Annotated in this window: 18 protein-coding genes and 1 other annotated feature; of the genes, 16 read left to right on the top strand and 2 right to left on the bottom strand. The window is 27.7% G+C overall.

Features of this window, described 5'->3' with window-relative positions:
• The first annotated feature begins 140 nt into the window (after positions 1-140).
• A complete protein-coding gene (locus tag A500_RS11195; RefSeq protein WP_016207699.1) occupies positions 141-1,001 on the top strand; it encodes a patatin-like phospholipase family protein in 861 nt (286 codons plus the stop codon).
• 157 nt (positions 1,002-1,158) lie between these two features.
• Here the strand turns inward: A500_RS11195 and A500_RS11190 are convergent, their stop codons facing one another.
• Positions 1,159-1,695 carry a GNAT family N-acetyltransferase gene (locus tag A500_RS11190; RefSeq protein ID WP_016207698.1) on the bottom strand — a complete coding sequence of 179 codons (537 nt, stop codon included), beginning with the start codon at positions 1,693-1,695 and terminating at the stop codon, positions 1,159-1,161.
• Positions 1,696-1,944: 249 nt separating this feature from the next.
• On the opposite strand from A500_RS11190, the gene A500_RS11185 reads away from it, so the two are divergent.
• The 3 genes from A500_RS11185 to A500_RS11180 all read left to right on the top strand — a co-directional run bounded on the left by A500_RS11185 (position 1,945) and on the right by A500_RS11180 (position 6,249).
• Entirely contained in the window at positions 1,945-3,114 is a 1,170-nt protein-coding gene (locus tag A500_RS11185; RefSeq protein WP_016207697.1) for an exonuclease SbcCD subunit D, read from the top strand.
• Between the two features lies 1 nt (position 3,115).
• A complete protein-coding gene (locus A500_RS21335; RefSeq protein ID WP_242835127.1) occupies positions 3,116-3,712 on the top strand; it encodes an AAA family ATPase in 597 nt (198 codons plus the stop codon).
• Positions 3,713-3,804: 92 nt separating this feature from the next.
• Positions 3,805-6,249 (top strand): SbcC/MukB-like Walker B domain-containing protein, encoded by a 2,445-nt coding sequence (locus tag A500_RS11180; RefSeq protein WP_242835126.1) that lies wholly within the window; start codon positions 3,805-3,807, stop codon positions 6,247-6,249.
• Between the two features lie 150 nt (positions 6,250-6,399).
• Here A500_RS11180 and A500_RS11175 read toward each other — a convergent pair whose 3' ends face one another.
• A complete protein-coding gene (locus tag A500_RS11175) occupies positions 6,400-7,290 on the bottom strand; it encodes an AraC family transcriptional regulator (RefSeq protein WP_016207696.1) in 891 nt (296 codons plus the stop codon).
• Between the two features lie 140 nt (positions 7,291-7,430).
• On the opposite strand from A500_RS11175, the gene A500_RS11170 reads away from it, so the two are divergent.
• From A500_RS11170 to A500_RS11120, 12 genes are all read left to right on the top strand, one after another.
• On the top strand, positions 7,431-8,777 hold the full coding sequence (locus A500_RS11170) for an MATE family efflux transporter (RefSeq protein ID WP_016207695.1): 1,347 nt from the start codon (positions 7,431-7,433) through the stop codon (positions 8,775-8,777).
• Between the two features lie 183 nt (positions 8,778-8,960).
• Positions 8,961-10,598, top strand: coding sequence for a hydroxylamine reductase (gene hcp / locus A500_RS11165; RefSeq protein WP_040436782.1), 1,638 nt, complete (start codon positions 8,961-8,963; stop codon positions 10,596-10,598).
• Positions 10,599-10,842: 244 nt separating this feature from the next.
• Positions 10,843-11,148, top strand: coding sequence for a hypothetical protein (locus A500_RS11160; protein WP_016207693.1), 306 nt, complete (start codon positions 10,843-10,845; stop codon positions 11,146-11,148).
• Positions 11,149-11,303: 155 nt separating this feature from the next.
• Positions 11,304-11,714: an iron chaperone gene (locus A500_RS11155; RefSeq protein WP_016207692.1), complete on the top strand. Its 411-nt coding sequence runs from the start codon at positions 11,304-11,306 to the stop codon at positions 11,712-11,714.
• A 392-nt stretch (positions 11,715-12,106) separates the two neighbouring features.
• Positions 12,107-12,271 (top strand): hypothetical protein, encoded by a 165-nt coding sequence (locus A500_RS20420; RefSeq protein WP_016207691.1) that lies wholly within the window; start codon positions 12,107-12,109, stop codon positions 12,269-12,271.
• A 1-nt stretch (position 12,272) separates the two neighbouring features.
• Complete coding sequence (locus A500_RS11150) at positions 12,273-12,836, top strand: ATPase (RefSeq protein ID WP_016207690.1); 564 nt, start codon at positions 12,273-12,275, stop codon at positions 12,834-12,836.
• Positions 12,837-13,035: 199 nt separating this feature from the next.
• Positions 13,036-13,298, top strand: a binding site (T-box leader).
• Positions 13,299-13,364: 66 nt separating this feature from the next.
• Positions 13,365-15,023 (top strand): methionine--tRNA ligase, encoded by a 1,659-nt coding sequence (metG, locus tag A500_RS11145; RefSeq protein WP_016207689.1) that lies wholly within the window; start codon positions 13,365-13,367, stop codon positions 15,021-15,023.
• 187 nt (positions 15,024-15,210) lie between these two features.
• Positions 15,211-15,663 carry a hypothetical protein gene (locus tag A500_RS11140; protein WP_016207688.1) on the top strand — a complete coding sequence of 151 codons (453 nt, stop codon included), beginning with the start codon at positions 15,211-15,213 and terminating at the stop codon, positions 15,661-15,663.
• A gap of 72 nt (positions 15,664-15,735) precedes the next feature.
• Entirely contained in the window at positions 15,736-16,404 is a 669-nt protein-coding gene (locus A500_RS11135) for a Crp/Fnr family transcriptional regulator (RefSeq protein ID WP_016207687.1), read from the top strand.
• Between the two features lie 392 nt (positions 16,405-16,796).
• The gene (locus A500_RS11130) at positions 16,797-17,066 is read left to right on the top strand and encodes an ACT domain-containing protein (protein ID WP_016207686.1); all 270 of its coding nucleotides are present in this window, start codon (positions 16,797-16,799) and stop codon (positions 17,064-17,066) included.
• Positions 17,067-17,079: 13 nt separating this feature from the next.
• The gene (locus A500_RS11125; RefSeq protein ID WP_016207685.1) at positions 17,080-18,435 is read left to right on the top strand and encodes a PFL family protein; all 1,356 of its coding nucleotides are present in this window, start codon (positions 17,080-17,082) and stop codon (positions 18,433-18,435) included.
• Between the two features lie 586 nt (positions 18,436-19,021).
• Entirely contained in the window at positions 19,022-19,777 is a 756-nt protein-coding gene (locus tag A500_RS11120) for a flavodoxin family protein (RefSeq protein ID WP_016207684.1), read from the top strand.
• Positions 19,778-19,786: the final 9 nt, after the last annotated feature.

Raw genomic sequence — 19,786 nt, 5'->3', positions numbered from 1 at the left:
ATTTTTATATAAATGAAAATTAATTCAATTTTTTGTATAAGATGATTACTCGAATATATTTTAAAAAAGTGATATTATAATATTATAATTGGTAATTGTGCAGTGTAAATTGTTATTTGAAAGAAATTGGAGGAATTAAAGTGGAAAATGTGGAAAGTACCTCTCTTATTCTAGAAGGGGGAGGAATGAGAGGCGTTTATACAGCTGGAGTATTAGATTTATTATTAGACGAAAAAATAGATATAAAATATTGCGTAGGAGTATCAGCAGGAGCATGTAACTGTATTTCATATATTTCAAAGCAACATAAGAGAAATTATAGAGTAAATTTAAATTATATAAATGATAGAAGATATTTAAGCTTTAGCAATTTAATTAAAACTGGATCAGCTTTTGGTATGGAGATGCTATTTAATATTATACCAAATGAATTAGAGCCATTTGATCATGAAGGATTTAAAAATTCCGGAGCTAAGTTTATAGTTGGAGCAACAAATTGTAGAACAGGACTTCCTGAATTTTATCATATTAAAGATTTTAATGAAGATGGATATGATGCAATAAAAGCATCTATTTCATTACCATTAGTTGCTAAAGTAATTGACTTTGATAATAAAAAGCTAATGGATGGTGGAATAGCTGCACCAATACCAATACAAAAAGCAATAGATGATGGAATTAAAAAGCATGTTGTTATACTAACTCAGCATAAAGGATATAGAAAAGGCAAAAACAAGATGATGCCTATAATAAAAAGAAAATATAAGAATCATCAAGGGCTTATTAATGCCATGGAAAATAGATATAAAATATATAATGATACATTAGATAAAATAGATGAATTAGAAGCAGAAGGAAAATGTTTTGTTATAAGGCCAAGTAGTCCTTTAGAAGTTAGTAGATTTGAAAAAGATAAAGAAAAATTAGAATTAATATATAATCAAGGATACGAAGATGCAAAAAAGTTATCAGCTGATTTGAAAAAGTTTCTTGAAATTTAGTTAGAAGAGAAGTATATATTATCAAGTTTAAGCCTATAAAAATTATTAGAGATAAAATTTTTTGAGAATGTATAATATATTATAATATGGATCAATAATAAAAACTCCAAAATAGCCTTTGGAGTTTTTATTTCGCTTAGTTTAATGTAGATTATGCTTATTTTGAACGCAAATAATAGTGTTCTCCTTCATATACCTTGCCTTCACTGAAGTCCATTTTTAATAATGTTTTTCGTCTTTCAACAGCTTTAGGTATTGCCTTAGTTGCAATTATATCAACCTTAAACAAATCAAAAAAATTCTCGTTACAAACACTAAATATTTCATTTAAGTTATTTTCACTTTCGTATTGAGAAGACACATCAACTCGGAGTATTCCTGTTTTGATTTTATATTTACCAACATAACCAAACATTTCTACTGTTCCAATAGCTTTAGATAGTGATTTATCTATAATTGCAAAGCGTATAAATTCTTGTTGAGAATATGCATATATCCAAGCTCTTATGCATTGTAACATATCCTCAATTGTGTAAATACAGAAATCACCTGTACACCTATCAGAGTTAAAAAATTTTTGTGCCTTATTATCAGAATAACATTTAAGTAGCCCTTCAGAATCTTCTTCCGAAACGAGTCTTATAATAAAAGTTTCCGTTTCAAAAGTAGGACATATTTTGTATGGGTCTTGCATAAAAATCCTCCTCATAATGTAAATAATATAACTTATAATTTAATTATATAACATAAGAAATTAATAATACCATAATAAAATTTTCATATTCATATCTGTAATACTATATCTAAAGGCATCTTTTGTCTTTAAAGAAAATAAATGAAAAATTATAAATTCACAATAAGTTATTAATTGTTATTTGTAAAATATTAATTAACATAAATGTGATATAATTACCTATATTATGTAAATATTTGAGGTGATATTATGAAGATTTTTCATATGGGAGATTGGCATATAGGAAAGCTTGTTAATGGATTTTATATGACAGAAGATCAAGAATTTATAATAAATCAAATTTATGAAGCAATTGAAAAGAAAAAACCAGATGTTGTTATAATTGCAGGTGATTTATACGATAGGTCAGTTCCACCAGTTCATGCTGTTGAATTATTAAATAAAACTATGAGAAAAATAGTTAAGGATTTAAATACTAAGGTAATAGCTTTAGCAGGAAATCATGATAGCAATGAAAGAGTTGAATTTGCAAGTTCATTATTATGTGATAGTGGGCTATATATAACTGGGAATTTAAAAAGAAAAATAGAGAAAATAGTTTTAGAAGATGAGCATGGGAAAGTTAATTTTTACCCAATACCATATGCAGATGTACCTGTTGTTAGAGACTTATTTGAAGATGAAAATATAAAAAATCATGATTTGGCTATGCAAAGAATAATTTCTGAAATATTAAATGATTTTAATGAAGATGAAAGAAATATTGCAATTGCTCATGGTTATGTAACTCAAATGAAAGAAGATAACTTTGAAACTTTAGAAGAAAGTGATTCAGAAAAGCCTCTTTCCATAGGTGGAACTGAGTATATTAATTCAAAGCATTTTGAAAAGTTTAACTATACAGCACTTGGACATTTGCATGGACCTCAAAAGGTTGGAAGTGATAAAATAAGATATTCAGGCTCACTTATGAAATATTCATTTTCAGAAGTAAATCAAAAAAAAGGTATAACAATTGTAGATATAAATGAAAAGGGAGATATAGAGTTAGAAATTTATAATTTAAAACCTAGAAGAGATTTTAGAATAAAAACTGGAACATTAGAGGAAATTATTAAAGGTTTTGATAATTCATCTGAAAATTATGAGGATTATATTAAGGTGATACTTAAAGATAAAGGTGAGCTTTTAGACCCAATGGCAAAGCTTAGAAGTATATATCCAAATGTTATGGAGCTAACTAGAGAAGAAAGAGTTTCACGAAATAGTAGTAGGAATGTAGCAACTAATATAAAAGAAAAATCTAAAATAACTTTATTTAAGAATTTTTATGAAGATATAATGGATGAAGTTTGTAGTGAAGATGAGATGAATATTATTGAGCAAATAATAGAGTCAGCAGAAAAGGGAGGAGAGTAAGGTGAAGATAAGAAAACTAGTAATAACAGGTTTTGGACCATATGCAGAAAAACAAGAATTAGACTTTGAAGCAAACCTTGATGGTAAGAATATGTTTGTTATTACAGGTAATACGGGAGCTGGAAAAACTACAATTTTTGATGCCATAAATTTTGCTTTATATGGAGAAGCAAGTGGTAGTGAAAGAGATGGTAAAAATTTAAGAAGTGACTTTGCCGATAAATCAACTCCAACTGAAGTAGAACTGTGGTTTTCACTTAGAAATAAGGATTATTATATAAAAAGATCACCACAATACTTTAGAGCTAAGCAAAGAGGTGATGGATTTACAGAAAGTAAGCCTTCTGCTGAAATTAAAATTGGAGACAAAACAGTAACAGGACCAAAGGAAGTTACTAAATTAATTGAAGAAATATTAGGAATTACATGTGAACAATTTAAACAATTAGTTATGATTCCACAAGGTGAATTCAAAAAGTTATTAAATTCAGATAGTGATAAGAAAGAAGAGATTTTTAGAAAAATCTTTGGAACTAAGGTTTTTTCAGATATACAACAAAATATAAAAATAGAAGCTAATAATCTCAAAAGTCTATAGAGCAAATACAAAGAGATAGAGAAAATAGAGTAAAATCATTTTTATGTAGAGAAGATGATGATGAACTAAGAAGAATTATAAATGCTAAGGATTTGAATATAGAATTAATACTTTCAAAGTTTGAAGATGCAGTAAATAAAGATGAAGTTGAAGAAGATTTAATAAAGAAAAATTTAAAAGATATAAATTTAGAAATTAATAATATCTCAAAAGAGTTAGTTTTAGCCAATGATATAAATAAAAAAATAGATAATTTAGAAAAATATAAATTAGACTTAGATAAATTAACTTTATTAAAGGATGAATATAAAACTAAAAGTATAAAATTAGAGAATGGTAAAAAAGCTGTAACAGCCTTAAGTTTTGAAGATAAATATAGAGAAAAGAAAATAGCATTACTTAGAGTTGAAGAAACCTTAAAAAAAAGTATAGAAGATTTAGAGAAATATAAAAAACAATTTGAAAATGCAGAAAGAAATTTAAAAATAGAAAATGAAAAAGAAGAATTAAAAAATGATTTAAGAAAAAAACTTGATGAAATTGAGAAATTAAAAGAAAAATCATTAAACTATCAAAGTAATAAAGAAAAGCTTGATAAACTAAAAAAAGAATCACAGCATATTATTGAAAGAATTAAACAAATTGATGTGGATAGAAATAAGAATAATGATTTAATAAAATCATTATTAGAAGAATTAGAAAGTATTAATAAATTAAAAGAAGAAAAAAACACACTATCTATAGAAGAAATAACTAATACCTCTAAACAAGAAAAACTTAATAAACTTTTAAGCTCATTAGAAAAGTATAAATTAGAAAGTCAAAGACATTTAAAGGGAACAGAATTTTATGAAAAAGCAGACAAAGAATATAAAGAAAAGAAAAAAAATTATGAGAAATTAGAAGAAACTTTTAGAAGAAATCAAGCAGGAATATTAGCTAAAGATTTAATGGAAGGGGAAAGCTGTCCAGTTTGTGGATCTATTCATCATCCAAAGCTTGCAGTTATTGAAGCTGATAGTATAAATGAAGCAGCTGTAAAAGAAGCAAAGGTATTAGTTGATAAGCTGTATGAAAAAAGAGAATCTTATTATAGGGAACTTACTAAAATCCAATCAGAAATAAATTCACTTAAAGATGAAGCTATAAAACCTATATTTATAGAAATATTTAGTGAAGAAAATCTTGAAGATAATGTTGAAATATCTATAGATAAGGTTAGTACTGAAATTAAGAATAATAACAATAATTTAAATAAAATAATTAAAAGAAAACAAGACATAGAAAAAATAGTATTATTAGAATCATCTAAATTAAAGCAAAAGCAAGACATAGAAAAATATACTGAAGAATTAAGAGTTGAGCTAGAAAATAGGAATAAGGAACTATTATCAAAAGAAGGTGAAGTGAAAGCTCAAGAAGTAAACTTACAAAATATAGTTAATGAATTTAAAGGAGCAATAAGAAGTGTTGATGAGTTAGAAGAAGAACAAAGCAAGATAAATAGGAGCCTTGAAAAGTTAAAAGAAGACTATTTAAAGGCAGAGAAGGAATTTAACAATATTAAAACTATTTATGATAAAGAAAATGGAAATAAAAATTCATTAGAATTAATGGTTAAAAATTCGAAGATGGAATTAGATGAAGCTCTGAAATTATTTAAAGAAAAAGTCTTACAATTAGGCTTTAAAGATTATAATGATTATTCTTTAAGTAGGATGACAGAAATAGAAATAGATAGCTTGGAAAAGGATATAAGTAAGTTTAATATTGAATTATCAAATGCTGAAAAAATTTATAATTTGTCTTTAGAAGAATGTAAGAATTTAAATAAGATTGACATAAGAACTATAGAAGAGATTTTGGAAGTTAAAAATAATGAGAGAATTAACTTAGAAAAATCTGAAAAGGAAATTTACTTAAGAATAAGCCAAAATAAAAAGATTATTGGAGAATGTATTAATTATAATAAATTAATACAGCAAGATGAAGAAAGATATAAGACAGTAGGAAAACTTGCAAAAGTAATCAATGGAGATAACCCAAGAAAAATAAGTTTTGAAAGATATGTTTTAGCAGCTTATTTTGAAGATATAATTGAAGCCGCTAATATAAGATTTTCACAAATGACTTGCAATAGATTTGAACTTTTAAGAAAAGAAGAGTTAGGGGATAAGCGAAAGGGTCAAGGGTTAGATTTAGAGGTATTTGATAATTATACAGGTAAATCTAGAGATGTAAAAACCTTGTCTGGAGGCGAATCTTTTAAAGCATCATTATCTATGGCTTTAGGACTTGCAGATGTAGTCCAAAGTTATTCAGGAGGCATCCAATTAGATACTATGTTTATAGATGAAGGCTTCGGAACTCTAGATCCAGAGTCCTTAGATTCAGCCATTGAATGCTTAATAGACTTACAAGACGATGGAAGAATTGTTGGAGTAATTTCTCACGTTCAAGAATTAAAAGATAGAATAGAAACTAAACTTGAAGTAAGCTCAACAAATAAAGGAAGTAAAGCTGTTTTCAAAGTTTAACTATCTACTACTTTTTTGTTTTACTTCTTTAAGTTTTCAAATGAACATATGATATGAATTTAGAAGCATTTTTCAGTGCACAGTTCACAAGGCACAGTTATTAATTAGTTGAGATTTGAAAATTGTGAACTGTGAGTTGTGCACTGTGAACTAAAATAAATTTGTTTTTCTATATTTAGTAGGGGATATTGATAAGAATTTTTTAAAGATTTTAATAAAGTAAGATACATCACCAAAACCAACTTCATAGCCAATTTCTGTTATAGGTAAATCTGTATCCAATAAAAGTAATGTTGCTTTTTGAATTCTAAAATAATTTATATATTGAGTACAAGTCTTACCTGTTTGAGCTTTAAAAAATCGTAAAAAATGATATTCACTATACTGTGCTATATCAGCTAATTCTTTAATAGATATAGAATTTTTATAATTGATTTGAATATATTTAATAACTTCTTTTAATTTTTCAACTTTAACTAAGTCATTATTTTTATCTTGATCTACATTTAGGCTAACATAATTTTCTTTAAAGATAGTTGAAAAAATTGAAAATAAAGCTCCTTTAATTGATAACTGAAAGCCATAAGCTTTATTATTGTAGCTTTCAATTAACAAATTAAAAGCATTAACTATATTTGAATGTCCTATATCTGATTTGGTCACAACATTTTTAAAAAATAATTTATTTTGGATCATTGGTGTTACAAAATTAATTTGAGAATAATCTAAAGTATTACCTTCAATTAATGAAAGACTAAATACAAGGGCTATATAAGATATTTTTGTATTTTCTTTACCTATCATATAATGGATTGCTCCATTAGGAATAATAACAAAATCTCCAGTAGTTACATTAAATACTTTAAAATCTATACAAATTTCTGCAGAACCATTAAGTATGTATATAAACTCCATTTCATCATGCCAGTGTGAATAAAAATCAGCTGAATTTCTAAACTCTACGTGATAAACTTCCATAGGTAATTTTAAGTTTCCATGATTAACTTGTTCTTTAAGTTGTAAATAACTTTTAGTATCCATAATATCTCCTTTTAAAAAATAGAGCAGAATTATTATAATTATAAGCAATTTTAAACGAGAAAAATAGTATTAATAACAGTATAATACAAAAAGAAATGAATTTCAGTATATAAGAATAACTTTAAGGTATGGAGGAGATTATGGAAATTCAGGAGAATTTAAAGAAAGAATTAAAAAGGATAACATGGCCTTTATTTATAGAAAGTGCACTTTTTTCTTTATTAGGTAGTGTTGATACAATAATGTTAGGGCGGTATTCTGATAATTCTGTTGCAGCAGTAGGAGTGGCTAATCAAATAATATGGATGTTAAACCTTATGTTTGGAATAATAACAGCTGGTACATCTATTTTAATATCTCAATATTTAGGTGCAAAAAGTGAGAAAAAAACTATAATTCAAGTTTCGGGAATATCTATAGGCATAAATACTATTATAGGTTTAATTGTAAGCTTAGTAATGTTCTTTGCTGGATCAGGAATGATGAAATTATTAAATAGCCCTCCAGAACTAATGTATTTGGGAAATCAATATCTAAAAATAGTTGGTGGATTTATATTTATTCAAGCAATAACTATGACATTTACAGCTATATTAAGAGCCCATAGTTTAACTAAGATATGTATGAATGCAACTATTATTATGAATATTATAAACATAATACTAAATTATATACTTATATTTGGAAAACTTGGCTTTTCAAGTATGGGGGTTGCAGGAGCTGCTTTAGCAACTATTTTAAGTAAGATTGTAGGACTAATAATTTTAGGAAAAGCAATTTATGATTTGATTTTAAATAAATTTAAGATATCTATGTTTAAACCATTTCCTAAAATTCATCTTATAAATATACTTAAGATTGGTATTCCATCAGCTTCTGAACAAATTTCATATAATTTATCTCAATTAGTTATAACGAGTTTTATAAATCTTATGGGGGTAAGTAGTATGGCTGCCAAAAGCTATGTTAGTACAATAGTTTGTTTTAGCTATATATTTGCATCAGCAATAGGGCAAGGAGGAAGTATATTAATAGGGAATTTAGTAGGGAGTAAAGAAGATAACAAAGCATATAAATTATGTATTTATACCTTAAGAAAAGCAATGATAGTATCAATATCTATAAGTTTCTTAATAGCTATTTTAGGGAAAAGTATTTTAGGGCTTTTAACAAGTAGTTCAGAAATAATATATATAGCAGTAATGGTACTTATAATAGAAATAATATTAGAGCCAGGAAGATGTATAAATATAGTTGGAATTAATGGATTAAGAGCAACAGGCGATGTTAAATTTCCAGTATATATAGGAGTATTTTCAATGTGGACGTTTGGAGTTGGTTTAGCATATATTCTTGGAGTGAAACTAAATTTAGGACTTGTAGGAGTGTGGATATCATTTGCTATAGATGAATGGTTTAGAGCAATACTAGTACTAATAAGATGGAAAACAGGAAAATGGAAAGGAAGAGGCTTTGTTAATAATTGATAATTAATGACATATTGGTAAGTTTAGAACTCTTAAATTAATCCAGTCTTACTAAATTAATTTATTAATTTTAAAAGTTTTAATTTTTTGGTAACGCTTGTTACCGAATTCCGATTAAAATCCTCATATAATGTAATCAAGAAAGAAATAAATTAAGTTTATATTATCAAGGAGGATTTTTAAATGGAAAATAAAATGTTCTGTTTCCAATGTCAAGAAACAGCAGGTTGTACAGGATGTACTCAATTCGGAGTTTGTGGAAAGTCACCAGACCTTGCTAGAATGCAAGACCTTTTAGTATATACAACAAAAGGATTATCAGAGGTTACAACTAGACTTAGAAAAGAAGGAAAAGAAATTTCAGCTGAAGTTAACCATTTCATAACTATAAATCTATTTACAACTATAACTAATGCTAACTTTGATGATGAAATATTCTATGATAGAGTAAAAAGAGTTTTAGAAATAAAAGAAGAATTATTAGCTAAATTATCAAATAAAGATGGTTTATCAGAAGCAGCATTATGGACAGCTACTACAAGAGAAGAATATGATGCAAAATCAGCAGTAGTTGGAGTATTAGCAACTGAAAATGAAGATGTAAGAAGTTTAAGAGAACTTATAACTTATGGATTAAAAGGTTTATCAGCATACATGAAACATGCTAATGAATTAAGCTATGACAATGAAGAAGTAAGTGCATTTATGCAAGAAACTTTAGCTAAGTTATTAGATGATACTTTAACTGCAGATGAGTTAGTTGCTTTAACTTTAGAAACAGGTAAAGTAGGGGTAGACGGTATGGCTCTACTTGATAGTGCTAATACTGGAACTTACGGAAACCCAGAAATAACAAAAGTTAATATAGGTGTTGGAAATAAGCCAGGAATATTAGTTTCAGGTCATGATTTAAAAGACTTAGAACAATTATTAGAGCAAACAAAAGGAACTGGAGTAGATGTTTATACTCACTCAGAAATGTTACCAGCTCATTACTATCCAAAATTCAAACAATATGATAACTTTGTAGGAAACTATGGAAATGCATGGTGGAAGCAAAAAGAAGAATTTGAAAGCTTCAATGGACCAATCCTTATGACAACTAACTGTATAGTACCACCAAAGGATAGCTACAAGGCTAGAGTATTTACAACTGGAGCTGCAGGATTCCCAGGATGTAAGCACATAGATGGAGTGGATGGACAAGCTAAGGATTTCTCAGAAATAATTGAACTTGCTAAGACTTGTAAGGCTCCAACAGAAATAGAAAAGGGAGAAATCATTGGAGGATTTGCTCATAATCAAGTATTTGCACTTGCAGATAAAGTTGTAGATGCTGTTAAGACAGGAGCAATTAAGAAGTTCTTCGTAATGGCAGGATGTGACGGAAGAGCTAAATCAAGAAACTACTACACAGATTTTGCAAAAGCATTACCACAAGACACTGTTATATTAACAGCAGGTTGTGCAAAATACAAATATAACAAATTAGATTTAGGAGATATCGGTGGAATTCCAAGAGTTTTAGATGCAGGACAATGTAACGATTCATACTCATTAGCATTAATTGCATTAAAACTTAAAGAAGTATTTGAATTACAAGATATCAATGAATTACCAATAGCATTTAACATTGCATGGTACGAACAAAAAGCTGTTATAGTATTATTATCATTACTATACTTAGGAGTTAAGAATATCCACTTAGGACCAACTCTACCAGCATTCCTTTCACCAAATGTTGCTAAAGTACTTGTTGAAAACTTTGGAATCGGTGGAATAACAAATGTTGAAGATGATTTAAAAATGTTTTTAGCATAATATAAATATTAAAAGAAGCTTGTTGAACTAATTATTTAGGGAGACAAGCTTCTTTTTTACTTTTAGAGCAGTTATAAAAAGTTTATATGTATATAACTATTTATAATTTCTTTCCTTCAGTTTTCGAGTTTTAATTATCTAGGATAGGATTTAAAAGTCTATCTTATTTCTTATGAAAATATAATTATGATATAAAGGTATAGTTTTATTTGTGTAGAAATATGATAGAGAGGTGATTTTGTATATGAGATTAGTGAAGAAATTTTACCCGCTTATATTATTTATATTAATAACATGTATAGGAGCTATAAGAAAATATCAAATAAATTTATATGAAGTTAGTGTTGGAAAATCAACAATGACAGGTACATTTACCTTTATGGCATATGGTATTATTGCTATTATTATTTTAATTGCTTCATTATTGATTTTAAGAATTAGCTTAATTAAAGAAAATACAATAAGTAAATATATAAAATTAATATTCATTATTACAGTGATAATTCTTTCTACACCAGCGATAATTGCAATCTTAATCCTATTTCATTAATAGAATTATAAAGTTGAATAATCAATGATTTGTTTACAGAATATGTTATAATTAATAAAGCAAATAATTTTTATAAGCTATATAAATTAATAAGTTATTGAGTAAAATATTTATAATGAAGATAATAATTAGAGTGAGAGTGAGGAAGATCTAATATGTGGAAATGTGATAAATGCGGCAAAGAGTTCAAGAATACCAACCAAGACCATTACTGCAGTGAAAAACCTAAAACTATTGACGACTATATTAGTATGCAATCAGAGGAGCTTTGGCCATTATTAAATCAAATTAGAGATACAATTCGTGAAGCACTCCCATATGCTGAAGAACGTATTTCCTGGAGTATGCCAACTTATTGGAATAAACAAAATATAATTCATTTTGCAGCATTTAAAAAGCATATTGGATTATATCCTGGAGACAAAGCTGTAGAACATTTCAGCCAAAGGCTTACAGAATACAAGACAAGTAAAGGAGCAGTTCAATTTCCTTACAGCAAGCCATTACCTCTTGAGCTTATTACTGAAATAGCAAAGTGGTGTTATGATAGCGGGAATCATAACTAATGAAAAAGTTTGTTTTGTAAAAAATTAATAAACTTAGTAGGTTTAAATTAAGTAAATATATATGATAATACAGAAGTGTTAAGAGAAGGTATTTATTTAAAAAATGGATAGATAATATGTAGAGATAAAAAAGTACCTAATTGAGTAAATAATATATTGGAAAAGTAGCTAGTAAAATGATAAATGTTTTGTTAGTTATTTTTTATAAAAAATATAATCAAAACTTGATTTTGAAATAATACTGATTAAGATGTATATTGGAAAGTCTAAATTTTTTACTTACGATACGGTGAAGCGTATCTATGGGAACCCAAATTATTAGATCTTAGGTTTATTATTTTAATTCTTTGGTATATAATTAATTTATAAATTAATTTCTAAAGGAGGATTATATGGATAATAAGTGTATCAATTTATATGATATTTTTTTAAAGTATTCCTATACTGATATTATGGAATTGCTTTTAAACTCAAAAACAAAAGAAGAACAAGATTTTTATGCAAATTTATCTAATATCCTATTACAAAGAGAGCAAATGAAAGTTATAGGTAATTAATATGAAAAATTACATTATATTTGCAGGAGTTAATGGTGCAGGAAAAACTTCTATATATAAATCTATTTATTATAATGAAAATATAGATGAAAAGAGAATAAATACTGATGAAATGGTTTCAAGGATAGGACATTGGCAAGATAATAATCTTCAAATTAAATGTGCTAGAGAAGCTATAAAACTAATAAAAAAATATATAGTTGAAGGAATATCATTTAATCAAGAAACTACTTTATCAGGAAAAAGTATTATTAGTAATATAAAATTGGCAAAAGAAAAAGGATTTTATGTTACTATGAATTATATAGGGGTAAAAAGTGTCGATATTGCGAAAGAAAGAGTTGCAATACGAGTAAGAAAAGGTGGTCATGGAATACCAGATGAGGCTATAGAAAGAAGATACTTCGATTCTTTAGCAAATTTGAGTAAAGTCATTAATATATGTGACAAAATTAATATATACGATAATTCAGAAATGTTTAAATTAGTTATGGTTATTAAAGATGGTGAAGTTGTTTGGAAAGATAAGAAAACACCAAATTGGTTAAATATTAATTTGAAATAAGTAGTAGAATCTAGGTGGTTTTGCTACTTATTTTTTTATAAAAATATTATTAAAACTTGAAATTGAAATATTATTAATTATATTGTATATGTGAAAATCTAAGTCTTTTTACTTACAGTACGATGAACCATACCACAAACGACGTAGAATTTTACTAAATTTGTATATTGACAATGTAATTAAGAAGAGTATAATAATTACAAATGTAATGAAGAGGAAAGTAACTTTAAGAATACTTATACAGAGAGTTTCCATTGGTGAGAGGAAGCAAAGGATATTAAAGTGAAAATGGCCTTGGAGCGGTGTACCGAGATTTTTGTTATAAAAATTAAGGCTGCAACGGATTCACCCGTTATAGTGATAGAGTATAATCATATTATATATGACGTACTTGATGAGGTGCATATTGTAAGGTATGCATGAAATAGGATGGTAACACGAAGTTTAGCTCTCGTTCCTAAGATTAATTTCTTAGAACGGGAGCTTTTTTATATTTAAGTTTTATTATTAATAAGGAGGATTTAGAAAATGAATATTTTTATTGGAGGGGCTTGGCCATATGCTAATGGGTCAATACATATTGGCCATATAGCTGCATTATTACCAGGAGATGTATTAGCAAGATATTATAGGATGAAGGGATGTAATGTATTATATGTTTCAGGGAGTGATTGTCATGGAACTCCTATATCAATAAGAGCAAAGAAAGAAGGTGTATCGCCAAAGGATATAGCAGATAAATATCATGAAGAATTTAAAAAGTGTTTTGAGAGGTTAAATTTTTCATATGATTATTATGGTAGAACAGATGATGAATTTCATAAGAAGGATGTACAAGAAGCTATAGTTTTACTATACAATAAAGGATTAATTTATGAAAAGGAAGTAGAGCAAATATACTGTCAACATTGTAAGCAGTTTTTACCAGATAGATATGTTGAAGGAGTGTGTCCAAAATGTAATTCAATTGCAAGAGGAGACCAATGTGATAATTGTGGTACTTTACTAGAACCATTAGAACTTTCAGAAAGAAAATGTAAATTATGTAACAATACACCAATAGTAAAGAATACAAAACAGTTATATTTCGCTTTATCTAAATTTCAAAACACTATTAAAGAAAACCTAGATAAAACTCAAAGTAATTGGAGAGTTAATGCAGTAAATAATACAAAAAGATACCTAAATGAAGGGTTATGTGATAGGGCTATATCAAGAGACTTATCATTAGGAGTAGATATACCCATACAACAATTTAGAGATAAAAAGGTTTATGTGTGGATAGATGCAGTACTTGGATATCTTACAATGAGTAAAAAATGGGCATTAGAAAATAAAAAATCATATAAAGAGTTTTGGGAAGAAAATGCTACTTCATATTATGTACATGGTAAAGATAATATACCATTTCACTCCATAATTTTACCAGCATTAATAAAGGGTATAGGATATAATAAGTTACCAGATAGGATAATATCTAGTGAATATTTAACATTAGAGGGTAAAAAAATATCAACAAGTAGTAACTGGGCAGTATGGGTACCAGATATAATAGAGCGTTATAACTCAGATACATTAAGATACTTTTTCTTAATTAATGCACCAGAAAAAAGAGATACTGACTTTTCTTGGAGAGAATTTGTGAATAGTAATAATGGTGAATTATTAGGGGCATATGGTAATTTAGTTAATAGAACTTTAGTTTTTGCTAAAAAATATTTTAATAATAAAATTCCTAATGGAGAAGTGGATATCAATATAAAAGAAAAAATAGATATTTTATATAATATTATAGGAAACCTTATAGAACAAGGAAATTTTAAAATTGCACTTGAGAAAGTTTTTGAATTTATAAGAAGTATCAATAAATATTTTGATGAAAACGCACCATGGATTACTGTAAAAGATGATTTGGAAGTTTGTGGTAACACAATATATAATTGTATTTATTCAATAGCAAATTTAGCAAATTTATTATCACCATTTTTGCCAGAATCTTCAGGTAAAATAAAAGTATGGTTAGCTATTAATGAGGATAGGTGGGAAATAATTGTGCCGAAGTATGGAGTATCAATTGAGGAAGTTACAATATTATTTGAAAGACTTAATAAGAAGATAATAGAAGAAGAGAAAAATAGGTTGGTGGAACTTACTCAGCGAAGGTATGTGAGTCGAGTTTCCTTATAAGTAATCTTTAAGCCTTAGACCATTAAGTGGACTTGTCTAAGGCTATTTTTATATCTTAAAGTATCTACATTATTAAAAGTTATACATATTTACAAAATATGTTATAATAAAAACAATAAATAAGTTTAATGTGAATAGTCAATAAATTTAAATATAAGTATAGGCATATTTAAGGAGCGTTTGCTATATGGAATGGAATGAAATTAACAATAGAGAAGATATAGAATATTTGATTAAAGAGTATTGTGGCTTTCATGATTCTTGCTTAGTGGAATTAAATTATAAAAGTGGTACATCTGTAGATAATGAAGGAAACATGGGTTTTGGAATGCCGGAGGATAGAAAACTTCATATGATTTTTCAAAGCCAATGTGCCAAAAAGGTATTAGAATTATGTTTTACAAATGTGAAAAAGTTTCATATAGTTGGTTGGCAAGAACATTATAGTTGTGATATCTTCGATTGCTATTTAGATATACATAATGATTTAATAAGTGGCAGAGATGATAACTTAATTGTTTGGGCAGATAATGAAGGCTTTAATCCTAAGGAAGAAGGAATAAGAGATATATTAAATGAACCAATGGATACATATGTAATTGCATCTCATTTAAAGTGGAGATTCTTACTAAATAATTAACTAATCTTAAGGTGTGAAATGTAAACTGAAGTATTTTTGCAATGCGAAAATACTTGGAAAGGAAATTTATTTATGATAGATGTTTTAAAAAATACTTGCTTTTTTAAGGGAATATCAAATAATGAAATCGAAGAAATACTTAAGTCGGAAGTATATCTTTTAAAGGCATATAAGAAGGGTGAAGTAATAGCAAATCAAGGTGAAAAATGTAATAGTTTATCAGTAATAGTTGAAGGTAAGGCTGTTATTCAGACTATATATGAAAATGGAAAAGTACTGACTTTAGCAACCTTTGATGTTAGTGATGTATTTGCAGAGGCATTATTATTTTCTAAAGCAAGAGAATATCCAGCAACAGTAATGGCTATTGAGGATTGTAAGGTATTATCTTTCCCTAAAAAAAGTGTCTTAGGAATAATTCAAAAGAATACTCAATTTACAGAAAATATATTAGAATTGTTATCACAAAAAATAGTTATATTAAATAAAAAAATAAACCTAATAGAATTAGATTCTATAAGAAGGAAAATATGTAAGGTTTTATTAGATAACTATAAAAGAAATAATACATTTTCTTTTAAGATATCTTCTAAAAAGGACTTTGCGGAAGAACTTGGAATACCAAGGCCATCTCTTTCAAGAGAATTAATTAAAATGAAGGATATGGGATTAATAGATTTTAACTTAAAAGAAATTAAAATTATTGATCTTGAATCCTTAGAAGATGAATTTTTTATGTGAAAATAACTAGGCAGACTCTATAATAGAAGTCTGCCTAATTATTTGGTATATATAAATTGTAAAGGGATAACTAAATTAACCCGTGCAATAACTATATTATAATAGAAAAGGTTAATTAATTAAATACAATTTAGAAAAAATAGTGAAAAAGCCTAAAAAAAGCAATAAAATTTGTATAATACTTATATAGAGGTTAACTATTTATATATTTTAATTAAATATTAGACACTTATTAATGTTCATCACATAATAATATAAATGAAAATTAATAAGTTTAAATTTACGAATGATATATATTTCAAATTGACAAACTTACGTAGTAAGGATAAAATTATAATAACTTTTTAGAATATATATAAATGTTATAAATTTAAAATTAGGAGTTGGGGATAATGAAAGCTATTTTAACAGTAATAGGAAAAGATAAAGTGGGAATAATTGCAGGGGTTAGCAATGAATTATTAAGATTAAACATAAACATATTAGATGTTAATCAAACAATAATGGATAAATATTTTACCATGATAATGATGTTAGATTTAAAAGAATCTAATTCTACCTTTGAGGATATTAAGAGTGCATTAGTAGCAAAAGGTGAAGAACTTGGAGTAGATGTTAAAATTCAAAGAGAAGAAATATTTAATTCAATGCACACTTTATAATTGGAGGTAAAAAATGAATAGTAATAATATATTAGAGACCATAAAGATGATAGAAGAAGAAAAACTTGATATAAGAACTATAACTATGGGAATTTCGTTACTAGATTGTATAGATTCAGATGGAGATAAGGCAAGAGAAAAGATATATAATAAAATAGTTAATAGTGCCAAGGATTTAGTTAAAGTAGGAAGAGAGATTGAAAATGAATTTGGAATACCTATAGTAAATAAAAGAATATCTGTAACGCCTATATCAATAATTGCTGGAGCTACAGACGAAACAGATTATGTTAAGTTTGCACAAACTTTAGATAAAGCAGCAGAAACTTTAGGCGTAGATTTTATAGGGGGATTTTCAGCTTTAGTACAAAAGGGATATACAAAGGGAGATAAAATATTAATAGATTCTATACCAGAAGCATTAGCTAAAACTAACAAAGTATGTTCATCTGTAAATGTTGGTTCAACAAGATGTGGAATAAATATGGATGCAGTTAGAGAAATGGGCGAAGTAATTAAAAAGACTGCTGAGTACACAAAGGAGACAAAGGGATTTGGATGTGCCAAACTTGTAGTGTTCTGTAATGCTGTTGAGGATAATCCTTTTATGGCAGGAGCCTTTCATGGTGTTGGAGAAGCTGACAAGGTTATAAGTGTTGGGGTAAGTGGACCAGGAGTTGTTCAAAGGGCGCTAGAAAAGGTTAAGGGAGAGTCATTTGATGTAGTTTCAGAAACTATAAAGAAAACTGCATTTAAAATAACTAGAGTAGGTCAATTAGTTGCAAAAGAAGCTTCTGAGAGATTAGGAGTTCCATTTGGAATTGTAGATTTATCATTAGCTCCAACGCCAGCAGTAGGAGATTCAGTTGCACACATATTAGAAGAAATGGGTCTTGAAGTAGTTGGAACTCATGGTACAACAGCGGCTCTTGCATTATTAAATGATGCTGTTAAAAAAGGTGGAGTTATGGCATGTAGTCATGTAGGTGGATTAAGTGGAGCTTTTATACCAGTTTCAGAAGATGCAGGTATGATTGATGCTGTATTAAATGGATCATTAAACTTAGAAAAGTTAGAGGCTATGACTGCTATATGTTCAGTAGGATTAGACATGATAGCTGTACCTGGGGATACACCAGCAGAAACAATAGCAGCTATGATTGCAGATGAATCAGCAATAGGGATGATTAATAATAAAACTACAGCAGTAAGAGTTATACCAGCTCCAGGATGCAAAGTGGGAGACTTAGTTGAATTTGGAGGATTACTAGGAACTGCTCCAGTAATGCCAGTGAACAAATATTCATCTTCACTATTCATTCAAAGGGGTGGAAGAATACCAGCACCAATTCATTCATTTAAGAATTAGATTTAAATTGCGAATATAAAGGCTACGATAAATAGATATGTTTCATAAGCTAAATAGCTATGAAAAGAAGTACTAGGCTCGGAGAACTACTATGCCAAGAGTTTTGGTTAAACTCGCTGCGCTCAGACAAACCAACAACACTAAGGCATAGTAGTTCTTCCTTCACCAAATACTTCTAGTTTCTCGCTATATGCTTATTTCACATATTCTATTTACCTTCGCCAACTTATATTAAGAATTTAAATTAATAATAAATTAAGTTATCGGTAAAAAATAATTGGTGAGTGACCTTAAAATTTAGTTAAGTGTAGCCGACTATAATTGAGTTTGTTCCCTGATATCTGATACCTTTTACCTAAGAAGCTTGCTTCGCAAAATAAATCTAAAGTTTACATTTAGTACTTGTTACCTGATACCTGTTCCCTGTTACCTAAAGAAATAAAAACAACTGTGCACTGTGCCTTGTGAACTGTGAACTGAAAAATGATTCGCATTTTTTTACTATGGTGTATAATATAATAGAATGATCACTAAGAGAGAAGGCAAAATAAAGTGCTTTCTTTTTTACTATATTAGGGGGAGAATTATGAAATGTACTGTTATACATGGTAGCCCAAGGAGGGGGAATACTTGGGAAGTATTAAATATAGCTAAAGATGAAATGAGAAAGTATGGAGAATTTGAGTTTAAAGATATTGAATTAGGTAAAGAAAATATACCCCATTGTAATGGATGTTTTTTATGTATTTATAAAGGGGAAGATAAATGTCCACATAGAGAGAAGATAAATTATATAGTTAAAGAAATTGAGGATTCAGATTTTATTATAATAACTTCACCTACTTATTCAATGCAAGTTAGTGGTCTTTTAAAAACATTTATAGATCATATGTCCTATAATTTTCATAGACCCAAATTTTTTAAGAAGAAGGCATTGGTAATTACTACTACTGCAGGAGCAGGGCATAAAGCTTCTTCAAAATATATTAGAGATATTTTGTATTATTGGGGATTTAACTTCGTAGAAATAATGCCAATAGCATATAGAGCCATGGTATTAAGTAATAAAAATGTAGAAAAAATAAAAGATATATCTAGTAGATTCAGTAAAAATATATTATCTGAAAAACTTAATAAACCTAAGATAAAATATATATTTATGTATAATTTATGGAGAAGATTTGGAGAGGAACCTTTAGAGTATGGAGATGCAGATCATAGATATTGGAAGAATTCAGGGCTTTCAAAACATGTTTATCATCCAGATATAAATATTGGAGTATGGAGAGGGTTAGTAGGAAAAGCGGCTTACAATATTGTAGGAATGGGAGATAAGAAGTAGTAGAATTTG

It is taken from the genome of Clostridium sartagoforme AAU1 (assembly GCF_000401215.1).
Taxonomy (GTDB): Bacteria; Bacillota; Clostridia; order Clostridiales; family Clostridiaceae; genus Clostridium; species Clostridium sartagoforme.
The sequence above is the reverse complement of the archived record's forward strand: the minus strand, read 5'-3'. Positions and strand labels throughout refer to the sequence as shown.

Bases quoted from the DNA above. Each gene is read 5' to 3' on its own strand.
- A500_RS11155 (WP_016207692.1), top strand. From the start codon at position 11,304: ATGTGGAAATGTGATAAATGCGGCAAAGAGTTCAAGAATACCAACCAA.
- A500_RS11160 (WP_016207693.1), top strand. From the start codon at position 10,843: ATGAGATTAGTGAAGAAATTTTACCCGCTTATATTATTTATATTAATA.
- A500_RS11150 (WP_016207690.1), top strand. From the start codon at position 12,273: ATGAAAAATTACATTATATTTGCAGGAGTTAATGGTGCAGGAAAAACT.
- A500_RS11140 (WP_016207688.1), top strand. From the start codon at position 15,211: ATGGAATGGAATGAAATTAACAATAGAGAAGATATAGAATATTTGATT.
- A500_RS11185 (WP_016207697.1), top strand. From the start codon at position 1,945: ATGAAGATTTTTCATATGGGAGATTGGCATATAGGAAAGCTTGTTAAT.
- A500_RS11130 (WP_016207686.1), top strand. From the start codon at position 16,797: ATGAAAGCTATTTTAACAGTAATAGGAAAAGATAAAGTGGGAATAATT.
- metG (WP_016207689.1), top strand. From the start codon at position 13,365: ATGAATATTTTTATTGGAGGGGCTTGGCCATATGCTAATGGGTCAATA.
- A500_RS11175 (WP_016207696.1), bottom strand. From the start codon at position 7,290: ATGGATACTAAAAGTTATTTACAACTTAAAGAACAAGTTAATCATGGA.
- A500_RS20420 (WP_016207691.1), top strand. From the start codon at position 12,107: ATGGATAATAAGTGTATCAATTTATATGATATTTTTTTAAAGTATTCC.
- A500_RS11170 (WP_016207695.1), top strand. From the start codon at position 7,431: ATGGAAATTCAGGAGAATTTAAAGAAAGAATTAAAAAGGATAACATGG.
- A500_RS11125 (WP_016207685.1), top strand. From the start codon at position 17,080: ATGAATAGTAATAATATATTAGAGACCATAAAGATGATAGAAGAAGAA.
- A500_RS11190 (WP_016207698.1), bottom strand. From the start codon at position 1,695: ATGCAAGACCCATACAAAATATGTCCTACTTTTGAAACGGAAACTTTT.
- A500_RS11135 (WP_016207687.1), top strand. From the start codon at position 15,736: ATGATAGATGTTTTAAAAAATACTTGCTTTTTTAAGGGAATATCAAAT.
- hcp (WP_040436782.1), top strand. From the start codon at position 8,961: ATGGAAAATAAAATGTTCTGTTTCCAATGTCAAGAAACAGCAGGTTGT.
- A500_RS11120 (WP_016207684.1), top strand. From the start codon at position 19,022: ATGAAATGTACTGTTATACATGGTAGCCCAAGGAGGGGGAATACTTGG.